The 18,927-nt window shown below is 76.0% G+C and carries 17 protein-coding genes and 1 pseudogene; 2 read left to right on the top strand and 16 right to left on the bottom strand.

The window, feature by feature from the left end:
• Position 1 precedes the first annotated feature (1 nt).
• The 3 genes from HOP40_RS24120 to uvrC are packed head-to-tail and all read right to left on the bottom strand — an operon-like array spanning position 2 to position 3,896.
• Positions 2-982 carry a gluconeogenesis factor YvcK family protein gene (locus tag HOP40_RS24120; protein ID WP_172169027.1) on the bottom strand — a complete coding sequence of 327 codons (981 nt, stop codon included), beginning with the start codon at positions 980-982 and terminating at the stop codon, positions 2-4.
• Between the two features lie 20 nt (positions 983-1,002).
• Positions 1,003-1,899, bottom strand: coding sequence for an RNase adapter RapZ (rapZ, locus tag HOP40_RS24115; protein WP_172162257.1), 897 nt, complete (start codon positions 1,897-1,899; stop codon positions 1,003-1,005).
• Complete coding sequence (gene uvrC / locus HOP40_RS24110) at positions 1,896-3,896, bottom strand: excinuclease ABC subunit UvrC (RefSeq protein WP_172162255.1); 2,001 nt, start codon at positions 3,894-3,896, stop codon at positions 1,896-1,898. The genes rapZ and uvrC overlap by 4 nt, the downstream gene beginning before the upstream one ends.
• 156 nt (positions 3,897-4,052) lie before the next feature.
• On the opposite strand from uvrC, the gene HOP40_RS24105 reads away from it, so the two are divergent.
• Both HOP40_RS24105 and HOP40_RS24100 read left to right on the top strand, forming a co-directional pair.
• Complete coding sequence (locus HOP40_RS24105; protein WP_172162253.1) at positions 4,053-5,369, top strand: proprotein convertase P-domain-containing protein; 1,317 nt, start codon at positions 4,053-4,055, stop codon at positions 5,367-5,369.
• Positions 5,370-5,439: 70 nt separating this feature from the next.
• Entirely contained in the window at positions 5,440-6,165 is a 726-nt protein-coding gene (locus HOP40_RS24100; protein WP_172162251.1) for a DUF2786 domain-containing protein, read from the top strand.
• Between the two features lie 13 nt (positions 6,166-6,178).
• Here HOP40_RS24100 and HOP40_RS36065 read toward each other — a convergent pair whose 3' ends face one another.
• From HOP40_RS36065 to HOP40_RS24035, 13 genes and pseudogenes are all read right to left on the bottom strand, one after another.
• Positions 6,179-6,550: an HAD family hydrolase gene (locus HOP40_RS36065; protein WP_172162249.1), complete on the bottom strand. Its 372-nt coding sequence runs from the start codon at positions 6,548-6,550 to the stop codon at positions 6,179-6,181.
• Positions 6,551-6,946: 396 nt separating this feature from the next.
• Entirely contained in the window at positions 6,947-7,963 is a 1,017-nt protein-coding gene (locus tag HOP40_RS24090) for a beta/alpha barrel domain-containing protein (RefSeq protein ID WP_172162247.1), read from the bottom strand.
• 74 nt (positions 7,964-8,037) lie between these two features.
• Positions 8,038-8,907: a crotonase/enoyl-CoA hydratase family protein gene (locus HOP40_RS24085; protein ID WP_172162245.1), complete on the bottom strand. Its 870-nt coding sequence runs from the start codon at positions 8,905-8,907 to the stop codon at positions 8,038-8,040.
• Between the two features lie 13 nt (positions 8,908-8,920).
• The gene (locus tag HOP40_RS24080; RefSeq protein WP_172162243.1) at positions 8,921-9,370 is read right to left on the bottom strand and encodes a PH domain-containing protein; all 450 of its coding nucleotides are present in this window, start codon (positions 9,368-9,370) and stop codon (positions 8,921-8,923) included.
• Positions 9,367-9,849: a 6,7-dimethyl-8-ribityllumazine synthase gene (gene ribH, locus HOP40_RS24075; RefSeq protein ID WP_172162241.1), complete on the bottom strand. Its 483-nt coding sequence runs from the start codon at positions 9,847-9,849 to the stop codon at positions 9,367-9,369. The genes HOP40_RS24080 and ribH overlap by 4 nt, the downstream gene beginning before the upstream one ends.
• On the bottom strand, positions 9,846-11,084 hold the full coding sequence (locus HOP40_RS24070; protein WP_240157825.1) for a bifunctional 3,4-dihydroxy-2-butanone-4-phosphate synthase/GTP cyclohydrolase II: 1,239 nt from the start codon (positions 11,082-11,084) through the stop codon (positions 9,846-9,848). Before HOP40_RS24070 ends, ribH begins: the two co-directional genes overlap by 4 nt.
• Before the next feature lie 62 nt (positions 11,085-11,146).
• Positions 11,147-11,764, bottom strand: coding sequence for a riboflavin synthase (locus tag HOP40_RS24065; RefSeq protein ID WP_172162237.1), 618 nt, complete (start codon positions 11,762-11,764; stop codon positions 11,147-11,149).
• A gap of 77 nt (positions 11,765-11,841) precedes the next feature.
• Positions 11,842-12,525: a ribulose-phosphate 3-epimerase gene (rpe, locus tag HOP40_RS24060; protein ID WP_172169024.1), complete on the bottom strand. Its 684-nt coding sequence runs from the start codon at positions 12,523-12,525 to the stop codon at positions 11,842-11,844.
• A gap of 44 nt (positions 12,526-12,569) precedes the next feature.
• Positions 12,570-13,127, bottom strand: a pseudogene (locus HOP40_RS24055) (alpha/beta fold hydrolase); the annotation flags it as partial.
• Positions 13,128-13,160: 33 nt separating this feature from the next.
• Positions 13,161-14,585 carry an RsmB/NOP family class I SAM-dependent RNA methyltransferase gene (locus tag HOP40_RS24050; RefSeq protein WP_172162232.1) on the bottom strand — a complete coding sequence of 475 codons (1,425 nt, stop codon included), beginning with the start codon at positions 14,583-14,585 and terminating at the stop codon, positions 13,161-13,163.
• Between the two features lie 73 nt (positions 14,586-14,658).
• Complete coding sequence (gene fmt / locus HOP40_RS24045) at positions 14,659-15,585, bottom strand: methionyl-tRNA formyltransferase (RefSeq protein WP_172169021.1); 927 nt, start codon at positions 15,583-15,585, stop codon at positions 14,659-14,661.
• A 5-nt stretch (positions 15,586-15,590) separates the two neighbouring features.
• A complete protein-coding gene (gene def / locus HOP40_RS24040; protein ID WP_172162230.1) occupies positions 15,591-16,139 on the bottom strand; it encodes a peptide deformylase in 549 nt (182 codons plus the stop codon).
• Positions 16,140-16,188: 49 nt separating this feature from the next.
• Positions 16,189-18,231 (bottom strand): primosomal protein N', encoded by a 2,043-nt coding sequence (locus HOP40_RS24035; protein WP_172162228.1) that lies wholly within the window; start codon positions 18,229-18,231, stop codon positions 16,189-16,191.
• Positions 18,232-18,927 lie beyond the last annotated feature (696 nt).

Below are 18,927 nucleotides of genomic sequence, written 5' to 3'. Positions count from 1 at the left end.
GTCACGGACCTCCGGGGGACGGGAAAGGACTGACCGGCGACACGACCGCACCGAGGGCGTCGGCCAGCGCCACCGGGTCGTGGCGCGGCACGGCAGGGTCGGCCGCGACCGGGGCCAGCTGGACCCGGCCGCCGGGCGACAGCATCTGCGACGCCGCCCGGTGGAGCCGATCGGGCACCGGTACCGCGTCGACGTCGGCGATCACCGCGTCCACCCTGAGTGCCGGTGCGTGCTCGGAGAGTACGGCCAGGTGCCTCTCGGGCGAGAACCCGGCGGTCTCGCCGGGCTCGGGCGCGAGGTTGAGCACCAGGACCCGGCGCGCCGCGCTCTCCAGCACGGCGTCGCACAGACCGGGAACCAGCAGGTGGGGCAGCACGCTGGTGAACCACGAGCCCGGACCGAGGATCAGGACGTCGGCCTCGCGGACGGCGGCGACGGCCTCCGGGCACGCGGTGGGCCGCTCGGGCTGCAGCCAGACGCGGCGGACCCGCCCGGGCGTCGAGGCGACGGCCACCTGCCCGCGGATCCGGTGCGGGCCGCCGGCGCCCAGCCCGCTCACCTCCGCCTCGATGTCGAGCGGCTCGCAGCTCATCGGCAGCACGCGACCGCGCACGCCCAGCAGCGCGCCGAGCTGGTCGAGCGCGGCCACCGGGTCGCCCAGGGTGTCCATGAGCCCGGCGAGCAGCAGGTTGCCCACGGCGTGCCCGGCCAGCGCCCCGGTGCCGCCGAAGCGGTGCTGCACGAGCGCGGTCCAGCGGGCGCCGACGACGTCGTCGGAGGCCAGCGCGGCCATCGCCATCCGCAGGTCCCCCGGCGGCAGCGAGCCCAGCTCGCGGCGCAGCCGGCCCGAGGAACCTCCGTCGTCGGCCACCGTGACCACGGCCGTGACGTGCGGGTCGACGACCCCGCGCCCCGCCAGCACGCGCAGCGCGGTGAGCGTGGCGTGCAGCCCGTGCCCGCCGCCCAGGGCGACGGCCCGCAGCCCGGTCGTCGGCGGCCCGCTCACTCGCGCCCCAGGTCGCGGTGCGCCACGTTGACCGACACGCCCTGGTCACCGGCGAGGCGCCGGGCGATCTCCTCGCTGATGGCGACGCTGCGGTGCTTGCCGCCGGTGCAGCCGACCGAGACCGTGAGGTAGCTCTTGCCCTCGCGCCGGTAGCCCGCGCCGACCAGGCGCAGCAGCTCCAGGTAGCGGTCGATGAACTCCTCGGCGCCCTCCTGGCTCAGCACGTAGTCGCGCACGGTGGCGTCGCGGCCGGTGAACTCGCGCAGCTCCGGGATCCAGAACGGGTTGGGCAGGAACCGGACGTCGACGACGAGGTCGGAGTCCATCGGCAGCCCGTACTTGTAGCCGAACGACACCAGCGTGACGCGCGTGTGCTGCGCGAACTCGGCGCCGAACGTGCGCTCCAGGGTGGCGCGCAGCGCCGGGACCGACACGGTGGAGGTGTCGACGACGAGGTCGGCGGTCTCGCGCAGCGGGCGCAGCAGCGCGCGCTCGGCGGCGATGCCGTCGACGAGCCGGCCCTCGCCCTGCAGCGGGTGGCTGCGGCGGACCTGCTCGAACCGGCGCACCAGCACGGCGTCGGTGGCCTCCAGGAACAGCAGGCGCGGGCGGTAGCCGCGGGCGTCGAGGTCCTTGATGACGGCGCCGAGGTCGGCGGTGAACGCGCGGCTGCGCACGTCCATGACGACGGCGATGCGCGTGATGTCGCCGCGCGCCCGCGCCCCCAGGTCGACCATCGTGGCGATCAGCTCGGGCGGCAGGTTGTCGACGACGAACCAGCCCAGGTCCTCCAGCACCTTGGCCGCGGTGCTGCGACCGGCCCCGGACAGGCCGCTGACCAGCGCGACCTCGATCCCCGAGCCGCTCGGCGGCGGAACCTCGTCGGTGGTCACGCGCCCTCCTTGTGCAGCGCCGCGAGCACGGCCGCGGCCGTGCGCGGCCCGAAACCGGGCAGCGCGGCGATCTCCTCGACGTCGGCGGCCTTCAGCTTGCGCACCGACCCGAAGTGGCGCAGCAGCGCCCCCCGCCGGGCCGGGCCGAGGCCGGGCACGCCGTCGAGCTCCGAGCTCGTCATCCCCTTGGACCTCTTCTGCCGGTGGTAGGCGATCGCGAAGCGGTGCGCCTCGTCGCGGACGCGCTGGAGCAGGTAGAGCCCCTCGGACGTGCGGGACAGGATCACGGGGTCGGGCTCTCCGGGCACCCACACCTCCTCCAGCCGCTTCGCCAGGCCGCACACGGCGACGTCGGTGACGCCCAGGTCCGCGAGGACGTCGGCGGCCGCCTGGGCCTGCGGCGCCGCCCCGTCGACGACGAGGAGGTTGGGCGGGTAGGCGAACCGGCGGGGGCGCCCCGTCTCGGGGTCGATGCCCGGACGGGCCCCGACGTCGGAGGCTTCGCGCGGAGTGCCCGGATCGTTACCGGCGTCGGCGTCGCGGGGACCCGCGGGGGCGGTCTCGGCGAGGTAGCGGCGGAACCGGCGGCGCACGACCTCCGCGATCGAGGCGACGTCGCCCAGCTCGGCGGCGTCCTTGACCTCGAAGCGGCGGTAGTCGGACTTCTTCGCCAGCCCGTCCTCGAACACCACCAGCGAGGCGACGACGTCGGTGCCCTGCACGTGGGAGACGTCGATGCACTCGATGCGCAGCGGCGCCGAGTCCAGGCCGAGACCGTCCTGGATCTCCTGCAGCGCGGCGGAGCGGGCAGTGAGGTCGCCCGCCCGGCGCAGCTTGTGCTGGGTGAACGCCTCGGCGGCGTTGCGGGCGACGGTCTCGGCCAGCGCCCGCTTGTCGCCGCGCTGAGGCACCCGGATGCCGACGCGCGAGCCGCGCAGCCCGGTGAGCCAGTCGGTGAGCGCGTCGACGTCGGCGGGGAGCTCGGGCACGAGGATCTCGCGCGGCACGGGCTGCTGGGCGTCGTCGCTGCCCCCGCCCGGCGTCTCGGCGGCCAGTGCGGCCTGCTCGCCGTAGAACTGGGTGAGGAACCGCTCGACGAGCTGAGGGGTGTCGGTGGGCTCGACCTTGTCGATCACCCAGCCGCGCTGGCCGCGGACCCGCCCGCCGCGCACGTGGAAGACCTGCACCGCGGCCTCGAGCTCGTCGTCGGCGAACGCGACGACGTCGGCGTCGGTGCCGTCGCCCAGCACCACGGCCTGCTTCTCCATGGCCCGCTTGAGCGCGCCGATGTCGTCGCGCAGCCGGGCGGCGCGCTCGAACTCCAGCCCCTCCGACACCTCGGCCATCCGCCGCTCCATCTGGCGGACGAGGTGGTCGGTGCGGCCGGCGAGGAAGTCGCAGAAGTCGTCGACGATGTCGCGGTGCTGCTGCGCGTCGACCCGCCCGACGCACGGCGCGGAGCACTTGTCGATGTAGCCGAGCAGGCAGGGCCGCCCGATCTGGCCGTGCCGCTTGAACACCCCGGCGCTGCAGGTGCGGGCCGGGAAGACGCGCAGCAGCAGGTCGAGCGTCTCGCGGATGGCCCAGGCGTGGGCGTAGGGGCCGAAGTAGCGGACGCCCTTGCGGCGCGGCCCCCGGTAGACGTGCAGCCGCGGGAACTCCTCACCCACCGTGACCGCCAGGACCGGGTAGGTCTTGTCGTCGCGGTAGCGCACGTTGAACCGCGGGTCGAACTCCTTGATCCAGTTGTACTCGAGCTGGAGCGCCTCGACCTCGGTGCCGACCACCGTCCACTGCACGTGGGCCGCCGTCGTGACCATCTGGCGGGTGCGCGGGTGCAGCCCGGAGAGGTCGGCGAAGTAGGAGTTGAGGCGCTGGCGCAGGCTCTTGGCCTTGCCGACGTAGATGACGCGCCCGTGGACGTCGGAGAACCGGTAGACCCCGGGGGCCTCCGGGATCGACCCGGTGGCGGGGCGGTAGCTGGCGGGATCAGGCATGGCCGACCCAGGGTAGGACGGCCCCCCGACAGGTGCGGCGCCCGGGCCGGGACCCGTCCCGGGGGCGCAGGGCATGCTGTCCCCCGTCCGGGTGCACTGCTGACGTGGAGTGACGAGGGATGATCGGTACCGCAGACTCGCCCGGAAGGCTCCCCCATGACCGACCCGAACGGACCATCCCAGCCCGCTTCGAACCAGCCCGGCTGGAACCAGGGCGGTTGGTCGACCGCGCCCCGGGCCGAGGCACCCGAGACGGCGCAGTGGCCCGGGAGCGGGCCCCAGGGTCCGCCGCCCGGCTGGTCGGACCCGCACCAGCCCCAGCAGTACGGCGCCGCGCAGCAGTACGGGAGCCCGCAGCAGTACGGCAGCCCGCAGCAGTACGCGGAGACGGCGCAGCACCCCGGCGCGGCCGCGTACCCGGGGCAGCAGCACCCCGACCAGGGGTACCCGGGGCAGCAGTACGGCCAGCCGTACCCGGGCCAGCAGTACCCGGGCGGCCAGCAGTACCCCGGCGGCCAGCAGTTCGCCGGGCAGCCGGGCGGCTGGAACCCCGCCCACGGCGGCTACGGCCCCCCGCCGGCGTACCCGGGCCGCGGGCGGCGCACCGGGATCGTCGTGGCCGCCGTGGTGGCCTCGGTGGCGATCGTGGCGGCCGTCGTCGTGGTCGTCCTGCTCAACCGCGCCCCCGACCCGAACACCCCCGTGGCCGAGGGCGCGTCGACCGCGCCGCTCGTGATCCCGGACAACGCCGCGGGCGGCGCCACCAGCACGATCACCCTCGACGGGGGCGACGCGAGCGTCGGGCGCCTCGAGGTCGTGCTCGACCTGCAGCACGACTACCCCGCCGAGGTCACCGGCGTCCTCACCTCCCCCGCGGGTCGCCAGGCCGTCGTGTTCCCCCGCCGGTCGACCGGCGGCCGCCTCACGCTCTCCACGACCGACCCCGCGTCGCCGCTGGCGAACCTGCTGGGCGGCCCGGTCGCCGGCGACTGGGCGCTCACCATGTCCGACGAGGTCAGTGCCGACTCCGGCACGCTCCTGAGCTGGCAGGTCACCGCCTACCCCGCGGCGCAGGACGCCCCCGCGCCCACCGCGGTGCCCGCCGCCGCCTCCTCCACGCCGGCCATCGCCATCCCCGACGACGACGTCCTGATCGGCGCCACCGACGTCGTGGAGCTGGGCGGGTACGGCACCGTCGACCGGATCGCCGTCGACGTCGCCATCACCCACGCGATCAGCAGCGACCTGCGGATCGAGCTGCGCTCGCCGCTGGGGCGGACCGTCGTGCTGACCGAGTACGAGGCGGGGCTCGGCCCGGCCATTGCGCTCACCCTCGACTCGGCGACGCCGGGCTCGCCGCTCGCGCCGCTGGTGGGCGAGCCGGTGGCCGGACCCTGGGAGCTCCGCGTCTACGACGGGGTGATCGTCGACGAGGGCACGTTCGACCGGTGGGGCGTCACCGTCAACGGCTGACACCCGTCCTGTCGGGGTGCCGTGCTATCCCTTGTCCTCGACACGAACACGCGTTCGAGGGGGTCCTCCGGTGGGTGCCGACAAGCTCGACACGGTCCGCAAGCTGCTCGCCAAGGCCGAGCGCGCCGCCACCGCGGAGGAGGCGCGCGCCTACACGGCCAAGGCCGTGGAGCTGATGGCCCGGCACGGGATCGACGAGGCCCTGCTGGGCAGCGCGCGGCCCGGTGACGACGAGATCGGCGCCACCCGCGTCGCCGTCGACGACCCGTACAGCGCGGGCAAGGCACGGCTGCTGGGCTGGGTCGGGAGCGCGTTCGGCTGCCGGTGCGTGCTGCACGGCGCCGGCGGGGGCAAGGTCACGGCGGTCACGCTGTTCGGGCACGCGTCCGACCGGGCGCGCACGGAGCTCCTGCACACGTCGCTGCTGCTGCAGGCCACCTCGCAGCTGGTCCGGCTGCGCCCGCCCGACGCCCGGGAGTCCGTGGCCGCCTACCGGCGGTCGTGGCTGCACGGGTTCGCCGTGGAGGTGCACCGCCGGCTCACCGAGGCCCACGAGCGGGCCGAGGCCGACGCCGGGGCCGGGTGGCCCGTCGACGGGCCCTCGGTCGCCCTCGTCCTCGCCGACCGCCGGGAGCGGGTGGAGCGGGCGTGGGCGGAGGCGTTCCCCGACCTGGGGCGCGCGCGGCGGTCGGTGCTGTCGGGCTCGGGCTACGGCGCGGGCGCGCGGGCCGGGTCCCGGGCCGACCTGGGGCGCACCGCGGTGCCCCGCTCCCCCGCGGCCGCGCTGGGCGGGTGAGGGGCAGGAGGGGTCAGGCCGGCAGGGCGAGCAGGCGGTCCACCACGAGGTCGACGCGCGGCGCGCTGACGTGCGGCGGCTCGACCACCGCGGGCACCCGGCCCTCGAGCCGGGTGGCCAGCGCGCCGACCAGGCCGGCGCGGACGGCGCCGTGCACGTCCCAGGAGTGCACCGCCACGAGCGCGGTGCGCTCGGGCGCGGAGTCGACCTCGCCGCACACCCAGTCGTAGACCCGCGGCGGGGGCTTGAACGCGCGGATGGCCTCCGCCGAGTGCACCCCGCGCAGGTAGGTGCGCAGGCCGGCGCGGTCCAGCGCGTCGCAGGCCGTCTTCGGGTTGCCGTGGGTGAAGGCGTAGGTGGGGACCTTCGCCCTGGCCAGCTCCACGAGGGCGGGCTCGACGTCGGGTGCGGCGGGAGGTGGGCGAAGCCGGCGAGCACGTGGTCCAGGGCCTCGTCCGACAGCGTGTGGCCGGTGGTGGTGCGCAGCGCGGCGCGGGCCACGTCCGCGAACGGCGGGGCGGCGCCGGCGAGCGTCAGCGCCATCCCGTCGCGCAGGGTGCGGGTGAAGAACAGCTCCCACTCGTGGGCGGGCCTGCCGACGTCGACGAACCGCACGCCGAGGGCGTCGACCTGCAGCATCGTCTCGAACACGTCGAACAGCACCACCCGCGGGCGCCGGTCGGCCGCCCGGGGCCGGTCGTCACCGCCGGGGGCGTGCCGCGGCTCTCCTGCCATGCCACTACTCCTTCCGGAGCAACATCATCGTGGCGGGGATGGTGGCTCAGGCGGCCGCGACGGCGCGGCGCGGGACCGGCTCCCAGCGCCGAACGGCGTTGAGCACGCGCCGAACGTGCAGCGCGCGCAGCGGCGCCAGGGCGTAGCCGGGGTAGCTGGCCAGCCACACGGCGCTGCCGAGGCTCACCGCGTCGGCGCCGGCCCAGAAGTACTCGCGGCAGTCGTCGGCGGTGCGGATGCCGCCCGTCGCGATGATCGGCAGCGTGATGCCGGCCTCGCGGAGCTCGGAGACGACGCGGAGCCCGATCGGCTTGATCGCCCGTCCGGACAGGCCGCCGTAGCGGTTGGAGAGGAAGGGCTCGCCGGTGCGCGGGTCCAGGCGCAGCGCCTTGACCGTGTTGATCGCCGTGAGCGCCGAGACCCCCGCCTTCGCGGCCTGCCGGGCGTTGCGCAGGTAGTCGTAGTCGGGCGAGAGCTTGAGGATCACCGGGTGGTGGCTGCGCGGCACGGCCTCGTCGAGGACGTCCTGCAGGATCGTCGAGAAGTCGAAGTTGACGTTGTGGCAGCTCACGTTGAGCTCGACGGCCGCGATCTCCCCCGACGGCACGGCGGCGTTCACGCGGTCGATCAGCGTCACGAACTCGGCGGCCGAGAACCCGCCGAGGGAGATGATCGTGCGCTGGGCCCGGGTGCGGGGGTGGTAGTCGCGCAGGTAGGCGTCGATGCCGATGTTGCACCAGCCGAACGCGTTGACCCAGCCGCCGTCGGTGCTGCGCAGGACCCGCCCGTAGCGCTGGAGCAGCCCGGGCAGCTCGCCGAGGGAGTAGTCGTCCCGGGTGCTGAAGTGGCCCTCGCGGGGCTCGACGGTCAGCGTGCGCGTCGTGACCGCCCCGAACTCCTCCAGCGGCACGAACAGCGACACGGGGCTCATCCCGTAGGGCAGGAGCGGCGAGTTGGCCACCCCGTAGCCCAGCAGGCTCGACGACGTCACCAGCCGGTTGCGCAGGACGATGTCGCCCAGCCGCACCTCGCCGTGGTCCTGGTCCCGCTTCGCTCGCAACACGCCCCGATGCTACGTGCGCCCCCCGTGAGTGGATACGAGTGCTGCAGCACTCGTATCCACTCACGGGTGCGGGGTCACGGCTGCAGGGGGCTCCAGGGGCGGTCGGGCCACCAGGGGTAGCCCTCGGGCAGGTCGCCGGTGACGCGGTCGGGGAAGTCGGCGGGTCGCTTGTCCAGGAACGCCTGCACGCCCTCGGCCGCGTCGGCCGACCGGCCGCGCGACACCATCGCCCACGAGTCGACGCGGTGGGCCTCCATCGGGTGGTCGGCGCCCAGCATCCGCCACATCATCTGGCGGGCCATCGCCACCGACACCGGGGCCGTGTTCCCGGCGATCTCCGCGGCGAGCGCGTAGGCGGCGGGCAGCAGGGCGTTGGCGGCGTGGACGGACCGGACCAGGCGGCCGTCCAGCGCCTCGGCGGCGTCGAACACGCGGCCGGTCACCGCCCACTCGACGGCCCGGCTGATGCCGACGACCCGGGGCAGGAACCAGGTCGACGCGGCCTCGGGCACGATGCCGCGCCGCGCGAACACGAACCCGAAGCGGGCGGTGACGGCGGCCAGGCGGACGTCCATCGGCAGCGTCATCGTGGCGCCGACGCCGACCGCCGGGCCGTTGACCGCCCCGATCACCGGCTTCGCGCTCTCGAAGATCCGCAGGGTGAGCAGGCCGCCGCCGTCGCGGTGGGCGTCCGGGTCGTCGTCCCCCGACCCGTCGAGGGCGAAGGTGCCGCCGCCCCCGGCGAGGTCGGCCCCCGCGCAGAAGCCGCGGCCCGCCCCGGTGACGACGACGGCGCGCACGTCGTCGTCGGCGTCGGTGCGGTCGAACGCCTCGCGCAGCTCGTCGCCCATGCGCGCGGTGAAGGCGTTGAGCCGCTCGGGCCGGTGCAGCGTCAGCGTCGCCACGCCGTCGGCGACGCCGTAGGTGATCTGCTCGAACTCCACGTCGCTGCGGCGGTCAGCCGCGCGCGGAGGCGTGCAGCGCGCGGAGCTGGCGCATCGCGTCGACCGCCCGCTGCCCGTCGACGGCCTGCACCGCCATGACCGGCACGTACTCGTAGTCGCGCAGGTCGATCCGGGCCCAGGACGCGCCGTCGGGGAACGCGACGCGCTCCACGTCCGACCAGGCGAAGTGCTTCGTCGCGACCACGTTGCGCACCTCGATGCCCGCGGCGTCGGCCCGCACCCGCGGCCGGGCCATGAGCAGGCAGCCGCCGGCGATGAACAGCCCGATCAGCACGAGCGCGACCTGGTCGGCGAGTCGGAAGAAGACGCCGGTGTCGCTGTTGCGCAGCACGAGCGCGATCGCCGTGAACAGCACGACGATCACCACGGCCGACACCCACGAGATGACGACGGCGCGCAGGGGACGGACCGTCACCCGCTCGCCGGTCGTGGCCACGCTCACGGCTCCTTCCGCAGGTCGCGCAGCAGCACCGCGGTGTGCAGGGCGGCCAGGCACGCCTCGGCGCCCTTGTCCTCCGCCGCGCCGGGGCCGCCGGAGCGGTCGACGGCCTGCCGCACGGTGTCGCAGGTCAGCACGCCGTTGCCGACGGGCGTGCGCTCGTCGAGCGCGACGCGCGTGAGCCCGGCCGTGACGGCGTCGCAGACGTACTCGAAGTGCGGGGTGCCGCCGCGCACGACGGCGCCCAGCGCGACGACCGCGTCGTGGGTGCGCGCGAGCTCCTGGCAGACGACGGGCAGCTCGACGGTGCCCGACACCCGCACGACCGTGGGATCGACGGCCCCGGCCTCCTTCGCGGTGTGCAGGGCGCGCTCCAGCAGCAGGTCGACGATCTCGGCGTGCCAGCTCGTGGCGGCGACCGCCACCCGCAGCGCGGACGCGTCCGGCAGCGTCCCGAGCAGCGGACGCCCCTCGCCGCTCACGACGGGACCTCGAGGTCGGGCAGGTCGTGGCCCATGCGGTCGCGCTTGGTGCGCAGGTACGCGAGGTTCTCGGGCACCGCGCGCACCGGCAGCGGCACGCGGCCGGTGATGGCGAGGCCGTAGCCCTCGAGCCCGGCGCGCTTGTCGGGGTTGTTGGTGAGCAGGCGCATCGACTTCACGCCGAGGTCGGCGAGGATCTGCGCGCCCATGCCGTAGTCGCGGGCGTCGGCGGGCAGGCCCAGCGCGAGGTTGGCGTCGACGGTGTCGGCCCCGGCCTCCTGCAGCTGGTAGGCCTGCAGCTTGTGCAGCAGGCCGATGCCCCGGCCCTCGTGGCCGCGCATGTAGAGCACGATGCCGCGGCCCTCGTGCGCCACCGCCTCCAGCGCGGCGTCGAGCTGCGGGCCGCAGTCGCAGCGCAGCGAGCCCATGACGTCGCCGGTCAGGCACTCGGAGTGCACGCGGACCAGCACGTCCTCGCCGGAGTCGCGCTCGGTGCCGATCTCGCCGCGGACCATCGCGATGTGCTCGATGCCGTCGAGGACGGAGTCGTAGCCGTAGGCGGTGAAGTCGCCGTGGGCGGTCGGGATCCGGGCCTGGGCGACGCGCACGACGTGCTTCTCGAAGCGGCGGCGGTGCGCGATGAGGTCGGCGATCGTGATGAGCGTGAGGTCGTGCTCGTCGGCGAAGATCCGCAGCTCCTCGCCGCGGGCCATCTCGCCCTCGTTCTTCTGCGACACGATCTCGCACAGCGCGCCGGCGGGCGCGAGCCCGGCCAGGCGCGAGAGGTCGACGGCGGCCTCCGTGTGCCCGGGGCGGCGCAGCACGCCGCCCTCGCGGGCCCGCAGCGGCAGCACGTGACCGGGGCGGACCAGGTCGTCGGCGCCCGCGGCCGGGTCGGCCAGCAGCCGGATCGTGTGCGCGCGGTCGGAGGCGGAGATGCCGGTGGTGACGCCCAGGCGCGCGTCGACGGTGACCGTGAACGCCGTGCGGAAGTTGTCGGAGTTCGTGTGGTGCATGGGCGGGAGGTCGAGGCGGTCGCACTCGGTCTCGGTGAGCGCCACGCAGATGTAGCCCGAGGTGTAGCGCACCATGAACGACACGAGCTCCGGCGTCGCCATCTCGGCGGCGAAGATGAGGTCGCCCTCGTTCTCGCGGTCCTCGTCGTCGACGACCACCACGGCCTTGCCGGCCTTGAGGTCGGAGAGCGCCTGCTCGATGGCCTCGACGCCACTCAACCCGCTGCTCGCGCTGCCGGTGCCGTCCGTGCTACCTGCGACCGTGTCCACATCTCCACCGTTCATCGGGCCGCACCGCCGCCGTAGCCGCCGACCAGCCGCTCCACGTACTTCGCGAGGACGTCCACCTCGATGTTGACGGTATCCCCCACAGCCCGCGCGCCGAGTGTGGTGTGCGCCAACGTCGTGGGGATCAGCGCCACGGTGAAGGAGTCGGGCCCGACGGAGGCGACCGTCAGCGACACCCCGTCGACGGTGATGGAGCCCTTCTCGACGACGTAGCGCGCGAGGTCGGGCGGCAGGCTGAACGCGAGCTCGTCGCTGCGCTCGGCCGGGGTGCGCGAGACGAGCGTGGCGACGCCGTCGACGTGGCCCTGCACGATGTGCCCGCCCAGGCGCCCGGACACCGGGACCGCGCGCTCGAGGTTGACGGCGGTGCCCTCGCGGACCGCCCCGAGGCTCGACCGCGCCAGCGTCTCGGGCACCAGCTCGACGCTGAACGTGCCGTCGGTGCTGCCCTGGGGGTCGATCACGGTGAGGCAGACGCCGTTGACGGCGATCGAGTCGCCGTGGCCCGCGTCGCCGGTGACGACCGGCCCGCGCACGGTGAAGACCACCACCTCGGCGCTCTCGCGCACGGCGATGACCTCGCCCATCTCCTCGACGATGCCGGTGAACATCCCCGCCGCCTCCTCGCGTCCTGCCCGTGCCAACGGCCGGGGCCACCCGGATCATCCCCCGCGCAGCGCCCGGTGCGTCAGGCGGTCCAGCCGCGGTGGGGTGACGCCGCGCGCACGCGGTCGCGCAGGGCGGCGACGGCGCGGCCCGGGTCGTCGGCCCCGTACACCGCGGACCCCGCCACGAAGCAGTCGACGCCGGCCTCCGCGGCCTGCTCGACGGTGTCGGCGTTGATGCCGCCGTCGATCTCCACGAGCAGCGTCAGGTGACCGGTGTCGACGAGCCGCCGCGCGGTGCGCACCTTGTCGAGCACCTCGGGCATGAAGCTCTGCCCGCCGAACCCGGGCTCCACGCTCATGACCAGCAGGGTGTCGTAGTGGCGCAGCACCTCGACCCACGGCTCGAGCGGCGTGTCCGGCTTGATCGACAGCCCCGCCCGCGCGCCCGCCGCGCGCAGGTCCTTGGCCAGCGCGACCGGGTCGGCGGCGGCCTCGGCGTGGACGGTGACGTTGTGCGCGCCCGCCTCCGCGTAGCCCGGCGCCCAGCGGTCCGGCTCCTCGATCATGAGGTGGCAGTCCAGCGGCACGGACGTGGCCTTCAGCAGCGACTCGACCACTGGAAGGCCGAGTGTGAGGTTGGGCACGAAGTGGGCGTCCATGACGTCGACGTGCAGCCAGTCGGCGCCGTCGGCCGCGTCGGTGACGGCGGCCATCTCGTCGGCGAGCCGGGCGAAGTCGGCGTTGAGGATGCTGGGCGCGATCAGGGGACGCACGGGCCGAGCGTACGGCCCGCCCGTGCGTCCCGCGGTCACCCCCGCACGAAGTCCGCCACGAGGCGGGCCACCGCCGCCGGGTCCTGCAGCGTCATCCCGTGGCCGACGCCGGGCAGCTCCACCGCGGTCGCGTCGGGGAGCCACCCGGCCAGCATCGCGACGGCCTCGGCGAACATCGGCGTCCGGCTCTCCGCTCCGGCCACCAGCAGGGTCCGGGCCCGGATCCGGGCGGCCGTCACCGCGTCGATGTCCCAGTCGACGGCCGCGGCGCGGATCTCGTCGGCGAAGAAGAAGGCCGCGTCGCGGACGAGCCAGTCCGGGGCGTCCTCGCCGAGCCGGGCCCGCAGCAGCGCCCGGTGGTCGGGGCCGTCCACCCCGCGCAGGAACAGGTCCGCCGCGCCCGCGACGTCGCCGGTCGCGAGCGCGGCCATGACCGGGCCGAGCACGCGGGCGTTCACCTCGTCGGCCGACGGGCCGGCCGGCTTCGGGGCCGGCTCCAGCAGGACGAGACCGGTGATCAGGTCCGGCTCCTCGAGCGCGGCCTGCAGGCCGATGCAGCCGCTCGACGAGTGCCCCACCCACACCGCCTGCTCGGCGCCGAGGGCACCGCGCGAGTATGGCGCGCGTCACGTCCTGCGGAGCACCGACAGGAACATCGCGTCGGTGCCGTGGCGGTGCGGCCAGAGCTGGACGGTGGGGCCGGCGCCGAGGTCCGGCACGCCGGGCAGCAGGTCCCGGGCGTCGAGCAGCTCGGCCTTCTGCCGCCGCGCCACCCCGGTGACGACGCCGACGGTCTCCGACAGGTGCGGCGAGCACGTCACGTAGGCGACGACCCCGCCGGGGCGGACGTGGCGCAGCGCCGCGGTGAGCAGCTCGCGCTGCAGCTTCGCCAGCCCCGGGACGTCCTCGGGCGTGCGGCGCCAGCGCGCCTCGGGACGGCGGCGCAGCGCTCCGAGGCCGGTGCACGGGGCGTCGACGAGGACGCGGTCGAACGCGGCGTCGGGCAGCGGGGCCTCGCGGCCGTCGGCGTGGTGGACGGTGACCGGCAGCCCGTCGACGGCCTTGCGGACGAGCTCGGCGCGGTGCTCCCCCAGCTCGACGGCGTCGACGGTGACCCCGTCCATCACCGCGAGCCCGCCCAGCAGCACGGCCTTGCCGCCGGGGCCGGCGCACAGGTCGAGCCAGCGTCCGGTGTCCTCGCCGCTGGTCGCGGCGCGGGTGAGCGCGAGGGCGACGAGCTGGCTGCCCTCGTCCTGCACGACGGCGAGCCCCTCGGAGACGGCGTCGAGGTCACCGATCGCGCCGGAGCCGGCGTCGAGGTGCACGGCGTAGGGCGAGTACGGGCCCTCGGTGCCGCCGGTGGCCAGGGCCAGCTCCTCGGCGGTGATCTCGCCGGGGCGGGCGAGCAGGTGCACGACCGGGCGGGCGTCGTCGGCGGCCAGCGCGGCGTCGAGCTCGCCGACCCCGCCGAGCGCGTCGGCGAAGGCCTGCGCGATCCAGCGCGGGTGGGCGTGGGCGAAGGCGGCGTGACCGAGGGGATCCTCGGCGGCGTCGGGCGCGAGGCGCGCCACCCAGGCGGCCTCGTCGTGCTCGCCGACCCGGCGCAGGACGGCGTTGACGAACCCGGCCGGGCGCGACCCGGAGTCCTCGCGGACGAGCTCGACGGTGGCGTGCACGGCCGCGTGGGCCGGCACCCGCATCCGCAGCAGCTGGTAGGCGCCCAGGCGCAGCGCGTCGAGCAGCGCGGGCTCGACCTTGACCAGCGGCCGGTCGGTGCAGTGCTCGATCACGGCGTCCAGCAGGCCCTGCGCGCGCAGCGTGCCGTAACCGATCTCGGTGGCCAGCCCGGCGTCGCGGTCGCGCAGCTCGTGGCGTCGCAGGATCGCGGGCAGGGCGAGGTTGGCGTAGGAGTCGCGGACGCGCACGGCCCGCAGCAGCTCCAGCGCGGCGCGGCGGGGCAGGTCGGGCTCCGGCGGGCGCGCCGGGCCCTGACGCCCCCGGGGCGGGCCGGACGCCCGCCGGACGCCGGGCTTGCGGTCCCGAGTGGTCACAGGCACTCCTCGCTGACGCTCGTCGCTTCCGTGCCCACGGGTGCTGCGTCTGATGGTGACCTCGCAGGCTCGGTCACGTGAGCAGCTCCCCCGCCTCGATGCGGACCCCGCGCGCCCAGTCGGCGGCGGGCATCGCGCGCTTCCCGACCGGGCGCACCTCGCCCAGCTCCAGCACGCCGGCGGCCGTGCCCACCAGCACCCGCCTCTTCTCCGGCGCGAGCTCCCCGGGCTTGAGGTCGGCGCCCTCGACGGGCCGCAGCGGGCCGAGCCCGAGGCGCTCGTCGCGGAACGTCGTCCAGGCGCCGGGCTCCGGGGTGACGGCCCGGACCAGCCGGTCGACGACGGCGGCGGCGCGCGTCCAGTCGAGGCGGGCGTCGGCGGTGGTGATCTTCGGGGCGTGCGAGACGCCCTCGGCGGGCTGCGGGCGCGCGTCGAGCGTGCCGTCGGCGAGCCCGTCCATGGTGGCGGTGAGCAGCGCGGCGCCGGAGACGGCGAGGCGGTCGAGCAGGTCGCCCGCGGTGTCGCGGGGCCCGACGGCCTCGGTGACGACGCCGAACACCGGCCCGGTGTCGAGGCCCTCCTCGAGCCGGAACGTGCTGGCGCCGGTGATGTCGTCGCCCGCGCGGACCGCGGCCTGCACGGGTGCGGCGCCGCGCCAGGCCGGGAGCAGCGAGAAGTGCAGGTTGACCCAGCCCAGGCGGGGCACGTCGAGCGCCGCGCGGGGCACGAGCGCGCCGTAGGCGACGACCGGGCAGCAGTCGGGCTCGAGCGCGCGCAGGGCGTCGAGGAACTCCGGCTCGGACGGGCGCGCCGGGGTGAGCACCGGCACGCCGGCCTCGTCGGCGACGGCGCCGACCGCCGAGCGGGCGACCCTGCGGCCGCGGCCGGCGGGCGCGTCGGGACGCGTGACGACGGCGACCACCTCGTGCCGGTCCGACGCCAGCAGCGCGCGCAGCGCCGGGACGGCGGGGGCCGGGGTGCCGGCGAAGACGAGCCGCAGGCCCGTCACCGGACCTTCCCGAACAGGGGGTGCGGGCTCTCGCGCACCACGGGCGCGGGCTCGCCGAACCACTCGGCGGCGCGGATCTCGGCCATCGCGATCTTGCGCGTCTCGGGGTCGAGCCGGTCGACGAACAGGATGCCGTCGAGGTGGTCGGTCTCGTGCTGGATGCAGCGCGCGAGCAGCTCGCTGCCCTCGACCTCCAGCGGCTCGCCGTGCAGGTCCCAGCCCTTCGCCACGACGTGCAGGTGGCGGCGGCACTCCCAGCCCAGGCCCGGGATGGACAGGCAGCCCTCGGGGCCGACCTGCTCCTCGTCGCCGACGACGTCGAACGTCGGGTTCACCAGGTGCCCGGAGAACCCGTCGCAGTCGTAGGTGAACACGCGCAGGCCGACGCCCAGCTGCGGCGCGGCGAGGCCGGCGCCGCCCTCGTCGTGCATGGTGTCGGTGAGGTCGGCGACCAGCTTGCGCAGCTCCGCGTCGAACGTGGTGACGGGCTCGGCGGGCGTGCGGAGCACGGGGTCGCCGAAGAGTCGGACGGGCTGGACGGGCACGGATCTCCTACGCGAGGGGTGACGTCGGGGGCCCCTCGATTCTGCCACCTCACTCGATCGCGACGGGATCCAGCCGCACGCGCACCGGGTCGGGCGCCTTGCGCGCGGCGCGGGCGCCCTGGGCGGCGTGCAGCGCGGCGGCCAGCGCGCGGCCCTGCGCGCGCGGGACGCGGAGCAGGGCCCGCTCGCGCTCCACGCCGTCGCCGGTGCCGTCCCGGGAGGGCTCGATCTCGACCGGCCCCAGCACCTCGACGCCGTCCAGCGCGGCGCACACGTCGTCGACGACCTCGCCCACCGCCACCGGCACGCCCTCCACCGCCGCCATCCGCACGGCGGGCGGGAACCCGACCTCGGCGCGGGCGGCGAGCTCGGCGGCGGCGTGGTGCGCCGGGTCCCAGCGCACGAGGTCCTGCACGACGGGCAGCCCGGCGTCGGCGGTGATGACGACCCGCCCGCCCGCGGTGTGCGGCACGACCAGCGCCGCCGCGGCCAGCCAGCGGCGCAGCGTCTCCTCGGCCACGCGCAGGTCCGGCCGCGACAGCATCGCCCAGCCGTCGAGCAGCAGGGCGGCGCCGTAGCCGCCCTCGGCGGGCGGCTCGGCCCCCGGCGTGGCGACGACGAGCCCCGGGCCCGCGGGCACGCCGGCCAGCACGGGCGCGCCGCCGCCCGACGCCCGCACGGTGACGCCGGGGAACGCCCGGCCCAGCTCCTCGGCGGTGCGCCCGGCCCCGACGACGCCCGCGCGCAGCCGCCGCGAGCCGCAGTTGGGGCAGCGGAACGCCGGGTCGGGGCGCCCGCACCAGCGGCAGTGCGGGAGGGCGGGCGGGTCGGCGGTGTCGGGACCTGCGCTCCGGCGCAGGCCGAGCGGCCCGGCGCAGTGCCGGCAGCGCGCGGTCTCCCGGCACTGCCCGCACGACACCCACGGCACGTAGCCCGAGCGCGGGACCTGCACGAGCACCGGCCGGTCGGCGGCCAGCGCGGCGCGGGCGGCGTCGAAGGCGATGTGGGGCAGGCGCGCGGCGCGGGCGTCGGGGTCGCGGGCGAGCACGGCGCCGTCGCCCTCGGACAGCGCGACCACGCGCGGCATGACGTCGCGGACCACCCCGCGCTCGGCGACGACCTCCCGCGCCCACCCCGTCTCCACCAGCAGCTGGGCCTCGGCCGTGCGGGCGAAGCCGGCGACCAACAGCGCCGCGCCGGCCGCGTGCGCGCGCACCACGAGGACGTCGCGGACGTGGGGGTAGGGCGCGCGGGGCTCGGCGTGCAGGTCGTCGCCGTCGTCCCAGACGGCGAGCAGGCCGGGCTCGGCGATCGGCGCGAACGCCGCCGAGCGGGTGCCGACGACGACCCGCACGTGCCCCCGCCGCACGGTCAGCCAGCGCCGGTAGCGCTCGGCCGGCCCGAGCTCGGCGGTGAGCGCGACGACCCCGTCGGCCCCGAGGCGCTCGACGAGGGCGGCGTGCAGGAGGTCGACGTCGCGCTGGTCGGGCACCACCAGCAGCGCCCCCCGCCCGGCCGACGCGGTGGCCGCGGCCGCCTCGGCCAGCCGCGCCACCCACGACTCCCCCGGCAGCGCCTGCCACACCGCGTGCGCCGCCCGCCCGCCGGCCAGCGCGTCGAGCAGGGCGGCGCCGTGCCGGTAGCGGGCCCACCCGGCCGGGTCGGGCGCCGCCGGCTGCGGGACCGGCCCGGGCTCGCGCACCTCCTTCTCGACGCGCGCGTGGCGGGGCGGGACGGCGAGGCGGACGACGTCGGCGAACACCCCGGCGTAGCGGTCGGCCACCGTGCGGCACAGCGCCGCCACCTCCGGGGTGAGCGCGGGCTCAGGCGAGACCACCTTCTCCACCCACGCCAGCCGGTGCTCGGAGTCGGCCACCCGCTCCAGCAGGAACCCGTCGACCAGCCGCCCCGCGAACCGCACACGCACCCGCACCCCAGGCCGCGCGTCGGCGTCGAACTGCTCGGGGACGCGGTAGTCGAACACCCGGTCCAGGTGGGCCAGCGGCACGTCCACCGCCACCCGCGCCACCGGCCGGTCCGCGGCCGGACGCCACTCCCCCTTGGCCGGGGTGGAGGGACGGGCGGTGGTCATCCCCGCATCGTGCAGGACGGGTCCGACAGGGCGGCACGGGGTCGGGGGGTGCGGGGCGGCGCTGCCTGAAGGGGTCAGGGTGGGGGGTGGGACGGGCGTCGGGTGCGGGCGGGTGGGCGGTCGCCAGGCCGGCTGGGCGGTGGGACGGTCGTCTCGTTGGATGGCCGGGCCGGGAGATCAGATCGGCCGGGCCGGGCGGGGCGGGGCGGGGCGGGGCGGGGCGGGCCGGGCGGGGCGGGCCGGGGTTTTACTGGGTGTCCGGCGGCCCCATGATCACCGTCTCGGCAGGTTTTCCGGCCGTATGTGGCTGCTCTCCTGCCCAGACGGTGATCTTGGACGAGCAGCGGTCGTGTGATCACCGGAAATGTGACGCCACGGTCCCGCCGACGACCGTCACGACACACTCCCGACGATCACCACGCCCGACCCCGCCGGGCGGCGCAGGCCCCCGGTCACTCAGCCGCCAGCCTCGAACCCTCGGCGATCACCCCCCCGACCACCGACCATGATCACCACCTCGGCGCACATGCGGCCACATCCGGCCGACAACGCGCCGAAACGGTGATCATGGACGAGCAACCACGGTGTGATCGCCGGGAGTGCGACACCACGGTCTCACCGACGACCATGACCGCACACTCCCGACGATCACCGCGCCCGACCCGCCGGGCGGAGAGAGGCGAGGCAGGCCGGGCC

The sequence above is a fragment of the Pseudonocardia broussonetiae genome, from assembly GCF_013155125.1.
In the GTDB taxonomy this organism is placed as follows: Bacteria; Actinomycetota; Actinomycetes; order Mycobacteriales; family Pseudonocardiaceae; genus Pseudonocardia; species Pseudonocardia broussonetiae.
This window is presented reverse-complemented; position numbering and strand designations above follow the sequence as displayed.

Excerpts from the sequence above, each read along its gene's own strand:
- uvrC (WP_172162255.1), bottom strand. The coding sequence starts at position 3,896 with ATGCCTGATCCCGCCAGCTACCGCCCCGCCACCGGGTCGATCCCGGAG.
- HOP40_RS24035 (WP_172162228.1), bottom strand. The coding sequence starts at position 18,231 with ATGACCACCGCCCGTCCCTCCACCCCGGCCAAGGGGGAGTGGCGTCCG.
- HOP40_RS24105 (WP_172162253.1), top strand. The coding sequence starts at position 4,053 with ATGACCGACCCGAACGGACCATCCCAGCCCGCTTCGAACCAGCCCGGC.
- HOP40_RS24065 (WP_172162237.1), bottom strand. The coding sequence starts at position 11,764 with ATGTTCACCGGCATCGTCGAGGAGATGGGCGAGGTCATCGCCGTGCGC.